Source organism: Duganella hordei, from assembly GCF_040369125.1.
Classification (GTDB): domain Bacteria; phylum Pseudomonadota; class Gammaproteobacteria; order Burkholderiales; family Burkholderiaceae_D; genus Rugamonas; species Rugamonas hordei.
The window spans coordinates 107,356-125,577 of sequence record NZ_BPWI01000007.1 but is presented as its reverse complement, the minus strand read 5'-3'; the positions used below and the strand labels follow the sequence as shown (position 1 = coordinate 125,577).

The window sequence follows — 18,222 nt, the reverse complement described above, 5'->3', positions numbered from 1 at the left end:
TGAAATGGCTAAAACCACCATCATAGCAAAGCAATGGGAATTTGCCCGAAGCGTGTGCTATTTGGCGGTAACCGGCTGCGGCCGGAGATGGTCCGGGCTGGGCTCCAGGCTTATAGTCGGCAATACTTGCAGGCCAGGAATACTGATCTGGCCATCCTTATCGGTGCGCAAGCCGCTGGACAGCGTGCGCACGGCGGCCACCCTGGCCTTCGGTTTGGCGGCCTCGGCCGGCGGTACGCCGGTGCGCTTCATTTCTTCCAGGTGCTTGTCATGCATCATCAACTGATTGGCGATCGAGAACCAGGTTTCGCCGGCGATCGCGCTGCGGGCGATGGAAAACAGTTCCTGCTCTTCCTTCTCCAGCCGCTTCAGCAGCGAAGTGCAAAACGTTTCGATGCTTTCGCAAATCTGGTTGACGTGCTCGTCGCGCACGTCGGCCAGCGTGCCCAGTTTTTCCTGCAGCGTGCGGATGGCCGCCAGCGCCGACTGGTTCAGCCGGTTCAGTTCGTCCAGCAAATGATCGGCGCGCTCGGTCGCCTCGCGCAGTGCGGGGATCAGGTACATCTCGGTCTTGCGCCAATGGCAGGCCTGGTACAGCGTGTTCAAATTCTCGCAGGCATACTCCAGTTGCGACAAAGAGATGCTGTTCTGATGCATCAATGTCGAACGCACATATTTTTGAAAAGACTGCAGACTGAGGCGAACACTCGAGTGTTCGACCGACAGTGCTACCAGTGTATATGTGGCGGTTAACATTCTGACTCCCAAAGCTGAAGTTACGCACATCCCCTGATTGGGCGGCACAAGCGGAAGTGAAAGTGTAAATAAACCCGACAGGTGCGCTTTGACCTAAAACAAACTTGGCCTGCGCTTATATGATTTGTGTATGGCCGACATGCCCAATATATATCAAGCTCGGCAGGAATGCTATCGTAAAGGCAATTGGAGCCGCACCATTCCCGCTTCGGGGTGCGGTAAAACCACGCCGCCGAAATGCCGCACCAGTTTTTGCACGCCCAGGTTCTCCGACAAGGCGTCGCCAACGATCTCCGCGGTACCCTGGCTGCGGAAGTAATCCACCAGTTTCTGGAACAAGATATAGCCCAGTCCCTGCCCCTTCAGATCGGAACGCACGATGATGGCGAATTCGGCCGACTGGTTGTCGGCGTCGGCGATGGCGCGCACCACGCCCAGCGTTTCCGGCTTGTTGTCGGCGCCGGTGCGGGTGGCGATGAAGGCCATCGCGCGGTCGTAGTCGATCTGCGTCAGCCGCGCCAGCTGGGCCGGCGGCAGCTCGCGCATCGCCGAGAAAAAGCGCAGCCGCACGTCGTCCGCGTCGAGCGCGTTGAAGAACACCTGGTGCTGCGGCGCGTCCTCGGGCCGGATCGGGCGCAGCAGGATGCGGCTGCCGCGCCAGTCCAGCGGCTGCTCCAGCGCCTGCGGATACGGGCGGATCGCCAGCGTCTTTTCCGCGCGCGCCGGCGCCAGGCGCACCCGCGCGGCCAGCGCCACCACGCCGCCGCCCAGCGCCAGCAAGGGATTCAGGTCCAGTTCCGCCAGCTGCGGCAGGTCGGCCACCATGTCGGCCACCTGCACCAGCGTGCGGCACAGCGCCTCGGCGTCGGCGGCGGTCTGGCCCTGCGCCAGCAGGCGCGCCACGCGCGTGCGGCCGACCATGTCGCGCGCCAGCACCATGTTCAGCGGCGGCAGCCCGGCGGCGCGGTCGGCCGCCACTTCCGCCGCGATGCCGCCCTGGCCGAAAAATACCGCCGGCCCGAACACCGGATCGGCGACGATCTGGATGCGCGCCACCGCCAGCGTCTGGCCGGCCAGCGCGGCCTGCTGCGGCGTGGCCAGCGCGATGCCGTACGCCGACAGCAGCGCGCGCGCATCGTTGTCGGACAACTCGCTGCGGCCGGCCGCCAGTTGCGACGCTACCAGCGCCTGCGCCGCCGCGCGTTCCGGCGCGCCGGTGGCGGCCGACGCGGCCGGCACCTCCATCAGCAGCTCCTGGTTGCGGCGGTACTGGGCGATCTGCAGGAAGCCGTGCACCGCCTTTTCCGGCGTGTCGTAGGTGGCCAGGCCGGCATCGGCGAAGATCTTGCGCGCCGCCGCCACCGAGCGCCCGCCCAGCCAGCAGGACAGCACGTTCTTGCGCGCCGCCAGCATCAGCGGCGCCACCGCCTCGGCGATCAAAGTGCTCGACACCATGGCGGTGGGCGCGTGCAGGAACAGCAGCGCGTCGGCCTGCGTTTCGCGCAGCAGCGCCTCGACCGCGCCGGTGTAGCGCTCGACCGGCACGTCGGCCAGCAGGTCGACCGGATTGACTGGCGGCGCCTCGGCCAGCTTCAGGCGCTTGAGGGTGTCGTCCGACAACGGCGCCAGCTGCGCGCCGCCGCACGCCAGCGCATCGGCGGCGATCAGGCCCAGGCCGCCGCCGTTGGTCAGCACCGCCAGCCGCTCGCCGCGCTGCGGCCGCTGGCGCGCCAGCGTCTCGACGGCGTCGAACAAGTCCTCGGTGGAGTACACGCGCAGCATGCCGGCGCGGCGGATCGCGGCGTCGAACACCAGGTCGGCGCCGGGCGCGGCGTCGCGTCCCACTTTCAGCACGATCACCGGCTTGCCGCGCGCCGCCAGCCGGCCGGCCGACATGAACTTGCGCGCGCAGCTGACATGCTCGATGCACAGCAGGATCGCCTCGGTGCCGGCGTCGCCCGCCAGGTAGTCGAGCAGGTCGCCGAAATCGACGTCGGCGCCATCGCCCATGGCGACGAAGCGCGAGAAGCCGATGCCGCGCAGGCTGGCCCAGTCCAGCACCGCCGTGCCCAGCGCGCCCGATTGCGACACGAAGGCCAGCTTGCCGCTGTCGGCGGCGATGTGGGTGAAGCTGGCGTTGAGCCCCAGCGCCGGCGATTGCAGGCCCACGCTGCCGGGACCGAGAATGCGCAGCAGGTGCGGCCTGGCAGCGTCCAGCATGGCCTGCTCGATGGTGCGGCTGCCGGCCTTGATCTGGTCCAGCCCCGCCGTCATGACGATGGCGGCCCTGGTGCCGCGCGCGCCCAGTTCGGCGATCAGGCCGGGAATGGTGGCCGGCGGCGTGCACAGGATCGCCAGGTCGGGTGCCGACGGCAGCGCCGCCACCCTGGCGTAGCAAGGCATGCCGTGCAGCGACTGGTGCTTGGGATTGACCGGCCAGACCGTGCCGAAGCCGGCATCCACCAGGTTGGCCAGTACTTTGGTGCCGATGCGCTGCGGATTATCGGACGCGCCGATCACCGCCACCGAAGCGGGTTGGAACAAACGGTCGAGATTCCTGATGCTCATGGCTGGCGCCTCCGGCAGTCTACCAACGTGAGGTATGGTCCTCGGTCACGCCCATCATCTGCGTGACCACGCGCTTGGGCTGGTCCGGCGCGCTGCGCACCCAGCCGGTGAAGGTGCCGATGGGCTGCAGGTACTTGCTGGCCGCCACCACCAGGTTCTTGTTGTCGCGGCGCGCGCCTTCGGGCGTGAAGTACAGCTCCAGCAAGTCGTCCTCGGTGAAGATGTGCCATTGCGACAGCGCGTCGCTCTTATCATAGATGAAATGGGCCGGCGCCAGCGCATGCACCTGGCCGTCCAGCCACAACGCGTTTTCGTGGCCGCCGAAATAGCCGGCCTGCAGGTTGAAACCCATCTCCAGATTATGCGCCGAGGCCCAGCGCCAGTCGGTGTTGCGCGCCAGCAGGCCGTTCGAGTAGTCGAAGCTGGCCACGCCGCCGGCCAGGTCGTAGTCGTCGCGGAAGGTGCGCACTTCGCCGCTCAGCGGCAGGCCGGACGACTTCTGCGTCGCATGCACCGAGCCGCGGGCGATCGGCCCGGAAGCCAGCAGCAGCGGCGAAGCGCCGGGGCCGAAGCTGGCGTCGATCTCCAGGTATTCGCAGCGCAGTTCGAGGTTGAAGCTGCCGTCGCCGTTGCTGTCGATGGCGATGCGGCTCTTGCGTGTCCTGAACAAACTCGACTCGCCGGCGTGGTTGGCCAGCCGCGCCGACAAGCCAGGCAAGCCGTCCTGCGAGAAATTGGCCAGCATGTCGCCGTCGTCGCGGTCGAAGGCGTAGGCGAAGGCGGTGCTGGTCCAGCCCAGGTCGACGATGGCGACCGCGCAGAAGATCCGCTCGGTGCACAGCGCGACGTAGTGCCAGCGCTTGTGATGGAAGCGGCGCCACAGGCGGCTGCGGGCGAACGGCGCGGCCAGTTCGCTCCAGTCGATGCGGCCGACCTGTCCGGCGTAGCGGCCGAAGCGCGGCTGGCCGTCGGGGCCGAGCAGGCTGGCGGGCGCGGTGGGCAAAGTCATTATGCGGCTTCCTTGTCATTTTCATTATTGAGCGCGGCCCGCAGCAGCGGCGCGAAGCTGTCCGGCGTGGCCTGCGCGATCCGCACCTCCGGGCACTCGTGCCAGTTGGCCAGCCGCTGCAGCGCGCCGGCGACGTCGCGCACGAAGCGGTCGCTCACGCGCACTCCAGGCTCCAGCACCAGCGACTTCAGTTCAAACACGCCGTTGCGCCGGTGCGCCTTGGCGTCGACCCGGCCGACCAGCGCTCCGCGCCGCAGTATCGGCAGCGTGAAGTAGCCGTAGCGCCGCTTCTCGGCCGGCGTATAGCATTCGAGCCGGTAGTCGAAATCGAACAGCTCCTGCGCGCGGCGGCGGTCCCACACCACCGGATCGAACGGCGACAGGATGGTGGTCAGGGTCGGCGCCAGCGTGCCGGCGGCGGCGGCTTGCAGCAGCCCGGCGTGATCGGGATGGACGTAGATCGGATCGTCCCAGTCGTCGACCCAGGCGCGCAGCAGGGCGCCCTCCTCGACCAGGGTTTCCGGATCGAGGCGCGGCGGCCTGGTGCGGAAGTAGTCGCTGATCCACGGCGCGCGGGCGCAGCCCAGCGCCTTGACCGCCTTCAGCACCAGCGCGCGGCGCGTGTCGTCCAGCGCCGGCAGCTGGCCGTCGTCCCAGTGCGGCAGCACACGCTCGGCCAGGTCGTAGATGCGCTGGAAGTTGTGGCGCGCGGCGATCATCAGCGCGCCGGTGGTGAACAGCACCTCGAGCGAGCGTTTTTCCGGCTTCCAGCTCCACCAGCCGCCGCTTTCGCCATCGGTGCGCTCGAAATCGGACGAACGGGTCGGGCCGTTGGCGCGGATATGCTCGAGCACCTTGTCGACGTCGGCGCGGCGCTCCTTCATCCAGGTGGCCGAGTACTTCCAGCCCATCGCCTCCGGATCGAGCATGCGGTGGCGGTACAGGCCATAGTCCTCGATCGGCACGAAGCAGGCCTCGTGCGCCCAGTATTCAAATAATTCACCTTCGGCCAGCGACTGTTCCAGCCACGGCTGAGGATATTCGCCCAGCCGGCTCCACAGCACCAGGTAGGGACTGCGCGCAACCACATGAATGGTATCGATCTGCAGCACGCCCATCTGGCGTATCGTTTCCAACACGTCGGCCTTGCGCGCCTTGCGGCGGCGCGGCTGCAGCATGCCCTGCGCCGCCAGATGCAACGCCCGCGCGGCGGCCAGGCTGATTATCAATTCTGTCATGAGCGCTATTCTAATAAAGAAATCAACATTGCCTGTGAACGGAAGACGATTTTTTTTGACTGGCGGGCCACAAACCTGATATTTCCGTGCAGAATATCCACACATGGCGTTCATGCTCCCCTCGCAAGGAAAACAAGCCAGAGATGAATCGCACTTCCGCACGCCCGACGCTGGTCTTATTACGCAAACTGTATCGCGCGATACTGCTGCCGGTGTTTGCGCTGGCGCTGCTGGCGACGATGTGGACGGCGGTGGACTACCAGCTCGGCCAGGAACTGCAAACCGCCCGCTACGAGGCCGGCCTGCACAGCCAGTCGCTGGCGCGCACGCTGGCCGAGCACACCAACCACCTGCTGCGCCAGACCGACCACGCCACCCAGCTGTTCAAGCTCAAGTTCGAGGAGACCGGCGGCGCGCTGCGGCTGGCCGAGTTCACCCGCAAGAACGGCCTGCTCGATTCGCTGCTGCCGTCCAAGCTGGAGCTGCCGCTGGCGCTGCTGGGGTCCGACGGCCGCCTGCTCGACAGCCGCAACGCCTACTTCCCGCCGAACATGGCCGACCAGCCGTTCTTCCGCAAGCATGCCGACAATCCGGCCGATACGCCGCAGGTGGCCACGCCGGTGGTCGAGCCGCGGACCAAGAAATGGCAGATCCAGATCTCGCGCCGGCTCAACGACCGCAACGGCGCGTTCGCCGGCGTGATCCTGGTGATGATGGACCCGGCCAATTTCGTCGAGGACTACGACCGCCTGAACGTCGATCCCGGCGGCGCGGTGATGCTGATCAGTCGCGACAACGGCATGTCCACCGCCCGCGTCGACGAGCAGCTCATCATCAGCGACGCCATCGATTTCACCGTGCGGCAAGGCAGCCACGCGCAGGAAGAGCTGGTGCCGACCCGGCCCTTCGACAACGTCGACCGCATCTACGGCTACACCGACATGCCGCGCTACCTGCTGATGGCGGTGGTCGGCAATCCGGTGCGCTCGGCGTTGACGCGCTTCGAACACCACCGCGACATGTACTACGCCGCCGTCACGGTGGCCTCGCTGCTGGTGCTGCTGTTTTGCGGCCTGCTGATGCAGCAGGCGCGCCGGCTGCGCCGCAGCACCCGCATGATCAGCGAGGCGCAGACCATGCTGCGCGCGGCGGCCGACGCCAGCATGGACGCGGTCTACCTGTTCAAGGCCTGCCACGTGCGCGGCCCGGGCAAGGAAATCGTCGATTTCACCATCACCGACCTGAACGAGCGCGGCGCCGTCCTGCTGGGCAGCACCAGCGAAGAGCTCAAGGGCAAGCGGCTGCTCGAGGTGCTGCCGGCGCTGCACAGCCACGGCTTCGTGGAGAAATTCAAGAAGGTGCTGGCCAGCGGCCGGCCGCTGGAAGAGGAGTTCGAGGCGGACTTCCTGCCGGCGGCGGGCCACCACTGGCTGCACCACCAGATCGTCGCCATCGACGACGGCGTCGCCGTGACCACGCGCGACATCACGCCGCGCAAGGAGGCCGAGCTGGCGATGCGCAAAAACCAGGCGGAGCTGGCCGCCGTCAACGACGCCTCGCCGCTGGGACTGATGCGCGCCGACGCCGCCGGCCGCTGCACCTATGTCAACCGCACCTTCGAATTCATCACCGGCCTGACGCGCCAGGAAGCGCTGGGCGATTCCTGGATGCGCGCCATCCATCCCAACGACCGCGCGGTGCTGAAGGCGGCGCTGAACCACATGGCGCAGACCCGCGTGCCCTACCAGGATACGGTGCGCTGCGTACACCCGGACGGCATGATCATCTGGGTCTCGTTCAAGATCGCCGCCATGGTGGTCGACGGCAAGGTCTATGGCTACGTCGGCACGGTGGACGACATCACCCACGTACGCAAGTCGGTCATGGCGCTGCGCGAAAGCGAGTCGCGCCTGCGCACCATCGCCGACACGCTGCCGGCGATGGTGGCGTATATCGATTCCGAGGAAATCTACCGCTTCCACAACCTGGCCTACGAGCGTGAATTCAACCGCACCGGCGTCGCCGTGCTGGGCAAGACCGTCGAGCAGACCATGGGCGCCGAGCGCTACGCCTTCCTGGAGCCCTACGTCAAGCGCGCGCTGGCCGGCGAGACGCTGACGTTCGAGGAGGACGACATCAGCGGCATCACCGAACGCACCTTCGAAGTGGTCTACATCCCGCAGATGGACGAGGAAGGCCTCAGCGTGATCGGTTTCCACGTCATGCGCCAGGACGTCACGGCGCAAAAGCGCGAGAAACAGCGCCTGCTCAAGCTGTCGCAGGTCGACGCGCTGACCGGTCTGACCAACCGCGCCGGCTTCCTGCAAAAACTGCACGATGCGATGAACGCCAGCCGCGAACACGGCGGCCTGATGGCGGTCATGTACATGGATATCGACCGCTTCAAGCCGGTCAACGACACCTATGGCCACAGCGTCGGCGACGCCCTGCTGAAGGCATTCTCGGCGCGGCTGACGCACACCATGCGCGCCAGCGACACCATCGCCCGCCTCGGCGGCGACGAGTTCACCATCATCATGGAGCGCATCGGGCGGGTCGACGACGCGGCCGCGCTGGCCGCCAAGATCGTCAGCGCGATGCAGGCGCCGTTCGACCTCGATGGCAAGGTGGTATCGGTGTCGGCCAGCATCGGCCTGACCTACTACCGCGACGAGGAAGTGTCGCCGGCCGAGCTGCTGAACCGCGCCGACATGCTGCTGTACGAGGCCAAACAGGCCGGCCGCAACACCTATCGCGCCGGCGCGGTGATGCCGCCGCCGGCCACCAATGCGGCATAGATGGCGGGTAGTCCATCTTTATCAACTCATCCGGACCCGTCTTGCGCTATATTGTGCGCTTCCCGGCTGTTTTGATTACACATTTTCATGCGTCTGCTGCACACCTCCGACTGGCATCTTGGCCAATCCCTGCATAATTTCGAGCGTCATTACGAGCACCAGCGCTTCCTCGACTGGCTGCTGGACACGCTCGTCGCCGAACAGGCGGACGCGCTGCTGATCGCCGGTGACATCTTCGACAACGCCAATCCGTCGTCCGCGTCGCAAAAGCAGCTGTACCGTTTCCTGCAGCAGGCCAGGGAGCGGGTGCCGCACCTGAACCTGATCGTCATCGCCGGCAACCACGATTCGCCGAGCCGGCTGGAGGCGCCGGGACCGCTGCTGGAAGCGCACGGCACGCGCGTGGTTGGCACCGTGCAGCGCGACGCCGACGGCGATATCGACCTGGAACAGCTGGTGCTGCCGCTGACCGGCCGCAGCGGCGCGGTCGAGGCCTGGTGCCTGGCCGTGCCCTTCCTGCGTCCCGGCGACGTGCCGCGCATCGAGGATACCGCCGCCGATCCCTACCTGGCCGGCATCGCCCTGCTCTACCGTCAGGCGCTGGAACTGGCGCTGGCCAGGCGCCAGGACGGCCAGGCGATACTGGCCATGGGCCACTGTCATATGATCGACGGCCAGATGTCCAACGATTCCGAGCGCCGCATCGTCATCGGCGGCACCGAGATGCTGCCGGCCGGGATCTTCGATCCGGCCATCGTCTACGCGGCGCTGGGCCATTTGCACCTGGCGCAAAGCGTCGGCAAGCAGCAGCACATCCGCTACTGCGGCAGCCCGATTCCGCTGTCGTTCGCCGAGGTGGGCTACCAGCACCAGGTCCTGCGCATCGATATCGACGGCGCCGCCGTGCGCGAGATCGTGCCGCTGCCGGTGCCGCGCGCGGTCGAGCTGCTGCGGATTCCTGCCAAGCCGGCATTGCTGCCGCAGGTGCTGGAAGAACTGGCGGCGCTGGCCGTCGACGAAGCGCCGCCGGAGCGCCAGCCCTTCCTGGAAGTGCGCGTGCTGCTCGATGCGCCGGAACCAGGCCTGCGTTCGCGCATCGAGGCGGCGCTGGACGGCAAGCCGGTGCGGCTGGCCAAGATCGAAACGTCCAGCGCGGCGCGCGGCTCGTCCATCGACGACGACGTGATGACGCTGGACCAGCTGGAGCAGCTCAAGCCGGACGACATTTTCCGCCAGCTCTACCGGCAGCGTTTCGACAACGACGCGCCGCCCGATCAACTGAGCGCGTTCGCGGAGCTCATGCTGTCACCGAGGCTGCCATGAGAATCCTGAAAATCGGCGGCAAGAACCTGGCCTCGCTGGCGGGCGAATTCAGTGTGGACTTCGAGCAGGAGCCGCTGGCATCGACCGGCCTGTTCGCCATCAGCGGCCCGACCGGCGCCGGCAAGAGCACCTTGCTCGACGCGCTGTGCCTGGCCTTGTACGATGCCACGCCGCGTCTGTTGAAGGTCGCAGGCCGCAGCATGCTGACCGACGTCGGCGCGGAAACCGTGTCGACGCAGGACACCCGCACGCTGCTGCGCCGGGGCACGGCGGAAGGCCATGCCGAAGTGGACTTCGTCGGCAACGACGGCGCCTCCTACCGCGCGCGCTGGAGCGTGCGGCGCTCGCGCACCAAGGCCGAAGGCGCGCTGCAGCCCACCGCCATGACGCTGCACCTGCTGCCCGCGCTGCAGCCGATCGGCGGCACCAAGACCGAAGTAAAAGCGGAAATCGAAAAACGCATCGGCTTGTCGTTCGAACAGTTCACGCGCGCGGTGCTGCTGGCGCAGAATGAATTCTCGGCCTTCCTCAAGTCCGAGGACAACGAGCGCGGCGAACTGCTGGAAACGCTGACCGGCAGCACCGTCTACACCGAGATTTCGATGCGCGCGTTCGAGCGCGCCAAGCTGGAACAGGCGGCCCTGCTGCGGCTCAACGTGCGGTTGGCCGACCAGAAACCGATGAGCACCGACGAGCGCACCGAACTGGAGGCGCAAGGCGCGGCCGCCACTGCGGCGCTGCAGGCACTGGATCAGCGCAAGACGGAGCTGGAACAGGAACTGCGCTGGCACAAGCAGGCCGGCCAACTGGCGGAAGACGAGCAGCTTGCTCAACAAGCCAGCCAGACGGCTATCGCCGATGTCGATGCGGCCGCGCCACGGCGCGCGGCGCTGGCCCGCATCGCCGCCGTGCAGCCGGCGCGCCCGCTGGCTGACGATAGCCGCCGCATCGACGCCGAGATCGCCGGCACGCAAGGCGCCATCGACGCCGGCACCCGGGATGCGGCAACAGCGGCGCAGGCATTGGAGCACGCCGCCGCGGCGCAGACTCAGGCCGCCGCGCGGCTGCAGGAAGCCGAAACGGCACAACGCGCCGCAGCGCCGCAGCTGGACCGCGCCAAGGCGCTGGATGCCCGCATCGAAGCGATGCTGCCGGCCTGGCGCCAGGCGGCGGCAGCCGGCGAAGCGGCCGATCATGCCGACACCGCCGCGCGGGCCGCGCTGCAATCCCGCCAGGATGAACGCGACCGCCTGTCGGCGCAGCACGACGCCGGACTCGCCTGGCTTGCGCAGCACAAGCAATGGCAAACGCTGGCGCAGTCGTGGGAGCGCTGGGATGTGCTGTTCACGCAGGCCGGCCAAGCCACATCGCAGGCAGAGAAGCTGGCCGCCGCGCTGGCCCGCATGCAGCGCAACGCCAAGGCGCATCATGACGACGCGACCGAGGCCGGCGCCAAACTGGCGGTTTCGGCCGCCACCCTGCAGACGCTGGAAGCACAGCGCCAGGAAGCAGTGCGCGCGCTGGCCGCGTTCTCCACCGAGCAATTGCAGGCATCGCGCCACAACATGGAACAGCGCCGCGACCTGCTGGCCGGCGCGGAGAAGATCTGGATCGAGCTGGACGCGCGGCAGACGCGCAGCGCCCACATCGAATCGCAGTCCGCACAACTGCGGGAAGCGATGGCGGCGGCCGAGGTTCAGCTCACGACGGCGGAACAGGAAGGGGTCGCCATCCTCGCCACGTTCTCCCAGGCTGAACGCTCACTGAAGCTGGCGGAAGCCGCATGCGGCGAGACGGTCGAAACGCTGCGCGCGGCGCTGGAAGACGATACGCCCTGCCCCGTGTGCGGCGCGCACGAGCATCCATACCGGCACGACGACGGCGGCCTGCACGCGATGCTGGCCGAACTGCAGGCGGAAGTCACACGCTGCCGCCGGCGGATGGAAGCCAACGTCAACCAGCAGGCGGCCCAGCGGGCGACCAAACAAGCCTGCCTGGAGCAGCTGAACGTGCTGGCCGCCGAGAGCCGCACCGTGGGACAGGCGCTGGAGCGCGTCGCCGCCGCGTGGCAGGCCCACGCAATGTCGACGACGGCGTTGCCGCCCGAGCCTGAGCGTACCGGCTGGTTTGTCGCGCAACTTGAACTGGTGCGCGACGAACTGCAAGCCATCGAACGGCAAGAGCACGCGCTGCACGCAGCCCGCATTGCCCGCGACCAGGCGCAAGCCGCCTGCGATACGGCGGCGGCGGAACACGCGCGCCTGCAAGGCGTGGCGTCGAACGCACAGACCGCGCTGGCGCTCGCGAACACCGAGCACAAGGCCCTGGACGAACAGCGCATCGAGGTGGCGCTCACACTAAGCGGTTTGCTGTCCGACCTGGACGCGGCCTTCAGCGGGAGCGACCTCCCCAGCGAAGACTGGAAGGACGAATGGAAAGCCGGCCCCGCCCGATTCCATGAGGCGCGCCGGGCCGAGAGCAAACAATGGCTGGGCCAACGCGCCGCGCACGACGAACGCGCCGTTATCCTCGCCAACCTCGACATCGAATTGAAGGCGCTGAAAGACGCACAGGCCAAGGCCGGGCATGATGCCCTGGCCGCTCGCGGCGCCTATAAAACCGCCGACGATGCACTCAAGGACATGCAGCAGCAGCGCATGGCGCTTTGGGGCGGCAAGGAAGTGCGCGACGTCGAAGCCGCGCTCAACGCCGCCATCGATGCCGCAAAGTCGCAGCTGGCCGATCTGCAAACGGCCGCGCAGCAAGCGGCGCAGGCCCGCACCCGCGCCGACGAAGCGTTGGCGCAAGCCGCCAACCGCCTGACGACGCTGCATGCGGGCGCCGCTGCCGCTGCGGCCAGACTGTCCGACTGGCTCGACGCATTCCAGCAGCGCCAGCCAGATGCCGACCTGCGCGACCTCGCCCATCTGCACGAACTGCTGTCGCATACGACCGCCGACATCGAAGCCGAACGCACCGCATTGCAGGCCATAGAGCGCAACGCCGACAACGCCGCCACCATCCTCAAGGAGCGTCAGCGCCAGCGCGAACAGCACCAGCTCTCCGCACCGCCGGCCCCGCAGTTGGACGCCGAACAAAACCCCATCGCCGCGCTGGCCGATGCGCTCAACCAGCTGGCGGCGGAACGCAAGACCGCCCACGACAGCGCCGCCGCCCTGCAGCTCGCGCTGGCGCAGGACGACGCCAAGCGCCGGCAATCGCAAGCGATGTTGGCCGACATCGCGCAACAGGAAGCGATCGAACAGCGCTGGTCGCGCATGAATGAGCTGATAGGCTCGGCCGACGGCAAGAAGTTCCGCAACTACGCGCAGCAGTTCACGCTGGACGTGCTGCTCGGCTATGCCAACGCGCACCTGAACCATCTGGCGCGCCGCTACCAGCTGGAGCGCATCCAGAATGCCGCCGCCCCGTCCCTCGCGCTGCTGGTGCGTGACCAGGACATGGGCGGCGAAATGCGTTCGGTGCATTCGCTGTCCGGCGGCGAATCGTTCCTGGTCTCGCTGGCGCTGGCGCTGGGACTGGCGTCGCTGTCGTCGAACCGCGTGCGCGTCGAGTCGCTGTTCATCGACGAAGGCTTCGGCAGCCTGGACGCCGAGACGCTGCGCGTCGCCATGGATGCGCTGGACGGACTGCAGGCGATGGGCCGCAAGGTCGGCGTGATCTCGCACGTGCAGGAAATGACTGAGCGTATTTCCACAAAAATATTGGTACAACCGTCCGCGGGCGGCAAAAGTTCAGTCACCGTGCAGTAGAATAGTGCTTTATTGATAATTCAAGGCCATCCATGAATTTGCTGCTTCGTCTGTGCTGCTGTCTGTCGATCGCGCTGCCGGCGGTCTGCGAGGCGGCCTGTTACGCCCCGACGTTGCAGACCGATGGCTGGGAACTGTCGGTGCCCGGCGCATCGGGTTTCGACGCCAACGCGCTGTGCGTCACGCTGACCGCGCTGGATCGGGGCCGGGACAATATTCACAGCATCGTCATCGAACGCCACGGCAAGCTGGTGGCGGAGATGTACCGCAGCGGCAAGGACCGTTCGCTGCAACGGGGACTGGGCGTCTGGCCGCCGTTCGCGGCAACCGTGGAGTTCGGACCCAACACCTTGCACGACACGCGCTCGATCGGCAAGAGCGTCATCAGCCTGCTGGTCGGCATCGAAAAACAGCGCGGCAAAATCGCCTCGCTCTCCACGCCGGTGCTGGACTACTACCCCGAAGACCAGGACCTGCGCTCACCGCAGCTGAGCGCCATCACCGTGGAGCACCTGCTGACGATGAGCGGCGGCTGGAAATGGGAAGAAGGCGCGCAACCCAACAACGAGCTGCGCTTGTTCTGGAAATCCGACCGCGTGCGCTACGTGCTGGAGCGGCCCATCGTCGCGCCGCCCGGCACCGTCTGGAACTACAACGGCGGCGGCACCAACATCCTGGCCGACATCGTCGCGCGCGTCAGCGGCCTGTCGTGGGTCGACGTCGCCAGGACCGAGCTGTTCGAACCGCTGGGCATCGCGCGCTGGGAATGGGTGACCGACCTGCGCGGCAGGCCGATGCCGTTTGCCGGACTGCGCATGCGTCCGCGCGACATGGCCAAGCTGGGGCGGCTGATGCTGAACCAGGGGCGCTGGAACGGGAGGCAGATCGTCGCCGAGGAATGGGTGGCGGAGTCGCTGAAGCCGCGCCTGAGCGTGGGTTTCAAGAGTCCGGGCAACCAGCCGGACGAACTGCATTACGGCTATCAGTGGTGGACCGGCACGGCCGCCTGGCACGGCCATCGCACCGCCTGGAGCGCCGCCTTCGGCAACGGCGGCCAGCGCATCTTCATCGTGCCGGAGCTGGACCTGACGGTGGTGGTCACCGCCGGCGACTACGGCTCCGATGCGATGGGCGCCAAAGTCAACCAGCTGCTGCACACGCTGATCGCCACCATCAGCGACTGAGATCCTGGTCGCGACGTTCCATCTTCAACATCTCCCAACCCAGCTCGCGCCGGATCTGCTTGGCGTCCGGCGGAGGACGCCGTTCCTCTATCTGCGTCTGCAACCACTGTCGTACGGTTTCCTTGCTCGGCTGCTGTTTCTGGTCCATGGTCTTGCCTCTTGTGTGGAAGATTAATCCCTAGGTAGTCCTTCAACGCGGCGGCGCCAAATCAGTTGACGCGAAGCCGTCCATAAAAAATTGCGCTATCATCCAAGCATCATGAGCATCGGCGCCATATCACCGAGTTCCGCCAGCCCGCCACCGGCCCGCGAAAAGCAGCCGGCGCAGGTGCCGTCGTCCATCACGCCGGCGGGGCCGGCCTCGGCGTCGACCGCCTCCTCGCCGAACACCAATTTCTCCGGCAGCGACACGGCCACCAACCTGACGCCCGAGGCGCTGGCCCTGGTTTCCCAGCTCAAGGCCCGCGACACCGAAGTGCGCCAGCACGAACAGGCCCACCTGGCGACGGCGGGCGGACTGGCCACTTCGGGCGCCTCCTACACCTACCAGCGCGGACCGAACGGCGTCGACTATGCCATCGGCGGCGAAGTCCACATCGACACCTCGCCCGGGCGCACGCCGCAGGAGACCATCGAGCGCGCCCGCACCATCCAGGCCGCCGCGCTGGCGCCGGCCGATCCGTCCGGTGCCGACCGCGCCGTCGCGGCGCAGGCGGCGCAACTGGAATTGCAGGCCCGTGCCGAACTGGCGACGCAGCAGGTCGAGCAGGCCACGTCCAAAGTCCAGCGGACCTATGGCCAGGAACCGCTGGTGCCGCCCAAGCTCGACATCTACGCCTGAGTGATAAAATCCCGCCTTTGCCGTCACCCGTAAAGCGCAACCATGTTAAAAGCACCACGCACCCTGACCTTCAAATGCGCCAAGTGCGCCAAGGCCGTCCAAGTCCGCCTGCAAAAAGTATCGGCCTGCTCGCACATCCAGCCTTACCTGGGAATTTGCCAGTGCGGCGAGGTCAAACACCACGCCATCGGCCAGAAAGAAGCCGTCGCCTCCTACCTGGCGGCGCCTGAAGGCTGGACCCACCATCATTAAATCTGCACGCGGCCCTCAAGAAATCGGCGGGGATACCGTTATAGAAGTAATATCAAACGGAATTTGCCATGTCTACCATCCCCGCCCTTGGCGCCCGCTCCTTGCCGGCGTCCACCCACGCCGCCAATCCATACGGCGATAGCAAGAGCAGCGCCACGAGCGCCGGCAAGCTGGCCAAGAGCACGGATTCTGCGCCGACTTCGCTGTCCAGCGACGGCCTCGACCTGCAAAAGCACGTGGCGTCGGTAGGCAATGCCACCGTCGATTTCGCCCAGAATTTCCTCAGCAGCTTCACCAACTCGCTGTTCGGCGACGCCGCCAAGGGCGCGGTCATCGATTTCGACTCGGCCAGCCTTGACACCTCATCGACCTTCGGCGTGGCGGTGCAGCACAGTTCCGGCCCGAACGGCAGCAGCGACGCCGCCGCCTTCCAGCTGAGCGACAGCTCGCACTTCATCGGCAAGGGCACGATCACCACGGCCGACGGCCGCAAGTTCGACTTCGAGGTGGAGGTCCAGTACAACTACGACCTGACCGCCGGCGCCAGCCAGTCCTCCGGCGCGGCCCAGCAGCCGGACACCCAGGCCGCCGGCAACAAGCCGGTGGCCTCCAACAGCGCCGGCAGCGACAACCTGCCGACCGTGCAGGTACCGAATATCGACTTCCCCGGCACCCTGGCCGACCTGTTCAAACTGATCGGCCGCGACCTGCAGACCGCGCTGTCGACCGGCGACGACAAGAACAGCCAGACCAGCAACGGCATCGACCGCAACACGCTGCGCAACCTGTCGCTGCGCCTGCTCAACCTGGTCGACAGCAAGGACACCAATACCTACAGCGCCCCGTCCAGCGCCGACAAGGCCAAGTCCGCCGCCGACGCCTACGGCGCGCAGGCCGCCGATCCGGTCGCCGCGCCCGCCGCCAGCGATGCCACGCCGGACGCCAAAGCCGCCACAGCCTGACCGCCAAGTATAATAAGCACCTCATTACAAGAACACCGGCAGGGATGAGTCCCGTCGCCGGTGTTTTTGCCGCTTATTCTTCCTACCGATTGCCCCGACATGCCCGCACAAACCACCGCCTCCCCGACGCAGCAACAGATCCACTGGGAGGAAAACGGCGTGCAGCACAGCGCCCGCTGGCGCTCCGAAGCCGGCATGCCGCCGCCGAAACGGGTGATGATCGCCGACGACCGCACCAACGCGGACGTGGCCTACCGCCTGGCCTGCGAAGGTACCGCCCTGCTGTGGCGCGGCGACTTCCAGAACGCCCGCCAGCTGCTGCAGGCCCTGGCGCGCCGCGCCGACCACAAAAGCAAGCCGGCCAAGAAAGCCAAGCCGGCCAAGACACCCGCCACGCCGACCGAAGCGTTCCACCTGCACCGCCAGGCGCAATCGCAGCGCGCCCGCACGCTGGCCATGCTGCTGATTCCGTTCGACGCCGGCTACACCATCCCCCTGCGCCGCGCGCCGGACGTGCAACTGGCCTGCAACGAAGCCTACGGCCGCTTCGAGGAGCCCTTCGTCGCCTCGCTGCGCGAGCTGCTTGGCCTGATCGGCGCGCATGAATGGCGCCGCACCGGGGTCGAGATTCCGGCGCTGGATGCGCGCATCCATCCGCATTACGGCGTGTTCTCGCCGGTACGCGGAGAATACGTGGAACTGGTGGCGAATACGCCGCTGCCGGCCGGCGTCAAGCTGGCATATGACATCGGCGCCGGTACCGGCGTGCTGTCGGCGGTGCTGGCCAAGCGCGGCGTGGCGCGCATCATCGCCACTGACCAGGACCAGCGCGCGCTGAGCTGCGCGCGCGAAAACCTGGCGCGGCTGGGCCTGGACGGCCAGGTCGAGCTGCTGGAAGCCGACCTGTTCCCCGAAGGCCGGGCGCCGCTGGTGGTGTGTAATCCGCCGTGGGTGCCGGCGCGTCCGAGTTCGCCGATCGAATACGCGGTCTACGATCCGGACAGCCGCATGCTGCGCGGCTTCCTGGCCGGCGTGGCGGCGCACCTGACGCCGGGCGGCGAGGGATGGCTGATCCTGTCCGACCTGGCCGAGCACCTGGGCCTGCGCCCGCGCGAGGAACTGATGGCATGGATCGCCGCCGCCGGCCTGAAGGTCGTCGACCGCCACGACGTCCGCCCGACCCACCCGCGCGCCGCCGACACCACCGATCCCCTGCACGCCGCCCGTGCCGCCGAGGTGACGTCGCTGTGGCGCCTGGCGGCCACGTAGAATGCGATAAACATAAGGACCACTTAAAAAAATTATCGAAATATAAGTGGCTCTTATTTTGACCCTTGCGGAATGCAAAAGGGCTGTGTATAATTCGGGCCTCAGACGCGGGGTGGAGCAGTCTGGCAGCTCGTCGGGCTCATAACCCGAAGGTCACAGGTTCAAATCCTGTCCCCGCAACCAGAATTCGCTAGTCCTTGATTTCTTTCAGAAATCAAGGACTTTTGTTTTTTCCGGTGTGCCACTTTG

General features: G+C 66.9%; 13 protein-coding genes and 1 tRNA gene. 9 read left to right on the top strand and 5 right to left on the bottom strand.

The genetic code is table 11. The features are described from left to right. Positions 1-57: 57 nt before the first annotated feature. The 4 genes from ABWW33_RS17790 to ABWW33_RS17775 all read right to left on the bottom strand — a co-directional run bounded on the left by ABWW33_RS17790 (position 58) and on the right by ABWW33_RS17775 (position 5,571). On the bottom strand, positions 58-657 hold the full coding sequence (locus ABWW33_RS17790) for a hypothetical protein (protein WP_353403054.1): 600 nt from the start codon (positions 655-657) through the stop codon (positions 58-60). A gap of 270 nt (positions 658-927) precedes the next feature. Further along, positions 928-3,324 carry a bifunctional acetate--CoA ligase family protein/GNAT family N-acetyltransferase gene (locus ABWW33_RS17785; RefSeq protein ID WP_353403053.1) on the bottom strand — a complete coding sequence of 799 codons (2,397 nt, stop codon included), beginning with the start codon at positions 3,322-3,324 and terminating at the stop codon, positions 928-930. A gap of 19 nt (positions 3,325-3,343) precedes the next feature. Continuing rightward, positions 3,344-4,333: a DUF2804 domain-containing protein gene (locus tag ABWW33_RS17780; RefSeq protein ID WP_176651626.1), complete on the bottom strand. Its 990-nt coding sequence runs from the start codon at positions 4,331-4,333 to the stop codon at positions 3,344-3,346. Beyond that, positions 4,333-5,571: a winged helix-turn-helix domain-containing protein gene (locus ABWW33_RS17775; protein ID WP_353403052.1), complete on the bottom strand. Its 1,239-nt coding sequence runs from the start codon at positions 5,569-5,571 to the stop codon at positions 4,333-4,335. Before ABWW33_RS17775 ends, ABWW33_RS17780 begins: the two co-directional genes overlap by 1 nt. 143 nt (positions 5,572-5,714) lie before the next feature. Here ABWW33_RS17775 and ABWW33_RS17770 point away from each other — a divergent pair, with 143 nt between their 5' ends. From ABWW33_RS17770 to ABWW33_RS17755, 4 genes are all read left to right on the top strand, one after another. Continuing rightward, entirely contained in the window at positions 5,715-8,369 is a 2,655-nt protein-coding gene (locus ABWW33_RS17770) for a sensor domain-containing diguanylate cyclase (RefSeq protein WP_353403051.1), read from the top strand. Between the two features lie 87 nt (positions 8,370-8,456). After that, positions 8,457-9,692, top strand: coding sequence for an exonuclease SbcCD subunit D C-terminal domain-containing protein (locus ABWW33_RS17765; protein WP_353403050.1), 1,236 nt, complete (start codon positions 8,457-8,459; stop codon positions 9,690-9,692). Then, positions 9,689-13,465, top strand: coding sequence for an AAA family ATPase (locus tag ABWW33_RS17760; RefSeq protein ID WP_353403049.1), 3,777 nt, complete (start codon positions 9,689-9,691; stop codon positions 13,463-13,465). The genes ABWW33_RS17765 and ABWW33_RS17760 overlap by 4 nt, the downstream gene beginning before the upstream one ends. 32 nt (positions 13,466-13,497) lie before the next feature. Further along, positions 13,498-14,649, top strand: a complete 1,152-nt coding sequence (locus ABWW33_RS17755; protein ID WP_353403048.1) for a serine hydrolase domain-containing protein — start codon at positions 13,498-13,500, stop codon at positions 14,647-14,649. Here the strand turns inward: ABWW33_RS17755 and ABWW33_RS17750 are convergent. Beyond that, positions 14,639-14,797, bottom strand: coding sequence for a hypothetical protein (locus ABWW33_RS17750; protein ID WP_176651632.1), 159 nt, complete (start codon positions 14,795-14,797; stop codon positions 14,639-14,641). The genes ABWW33_RS17755 and ABWW33_RS17750 overlap by 11 nt on opposite strands. A gap of 111 nt (positions 14,798-14,908) precedes the next feature. Here ABWW33_RS17750 and ABWW33_RS17745 point away from each other — a divergent pair, with 111 nt between their 5' ends. The 5 genes from ABWW33_RS17745 to ABWW33_RS17725 all read left to right on the top strand — a co-directional run bounded on the left by ABWW33_RS17745 (position 14,909) and on the right by ABWW33_RS17725 (position 18,156). After that, positions 14,909-15,490 carry a putative metalloprotease CJM1_0395 family protein gene (locus ABWW33_RS17745; RefSeq protein WP_176651633.1) on the top strand — a complete coding sequence of 194 codons (582 nt, stop codon included), beginning with the start codon at positions 14,909-14,911 and terminating at the stop codon, positions 15,488-15,490. Positions 15,491-15,532: 42 nt separating this feature from the next. Beyond that, positions 15,533-15,742 carry a hypothetical protein gene (locus ABWW33_RS17740; protein WP_176651634.1) on the top strand — a complete coding sequence of 70 codons (210 nt, stop codon included), beginning with the start codon at positions 15,533-15,535 and terminating at the stop codon, positions 15,740-15,742. 68 nt (positions 15,743-15,810) lie between these two features. Continuing rightward, on the top strand, positions 15,811-16,704 hold the full coding sequence (locus ABWW33_RS17735; RefSeq protein ID WP_353403047.1) for a hypothetical protein: 894 nt from the start codon (positions 15,811-15,813) through the stop codon (positions 16,702-16,704). Between the two features lie 99 nt (positions 16,705-16,803). Continuing rightward, positions 16,804-17,973, top strand: a complete 1,170-nt coding sequence (locus ABWW33_RS17730; RefSeq protein WP_353403046.1) for a methyltransferase — start codon at positions 16,804-16,806, stop codon at positions 17,971-17,973. Positions 17,974-18,079: 106 nt separating this feature from the next. Then, positions 18,080-18,156 (top strand) — tRNA-Met (locus tag ABWW33_RS17725). The last annotated feature ends 66 nt before the right edge of the window (positions 18,157-18,222 follow it).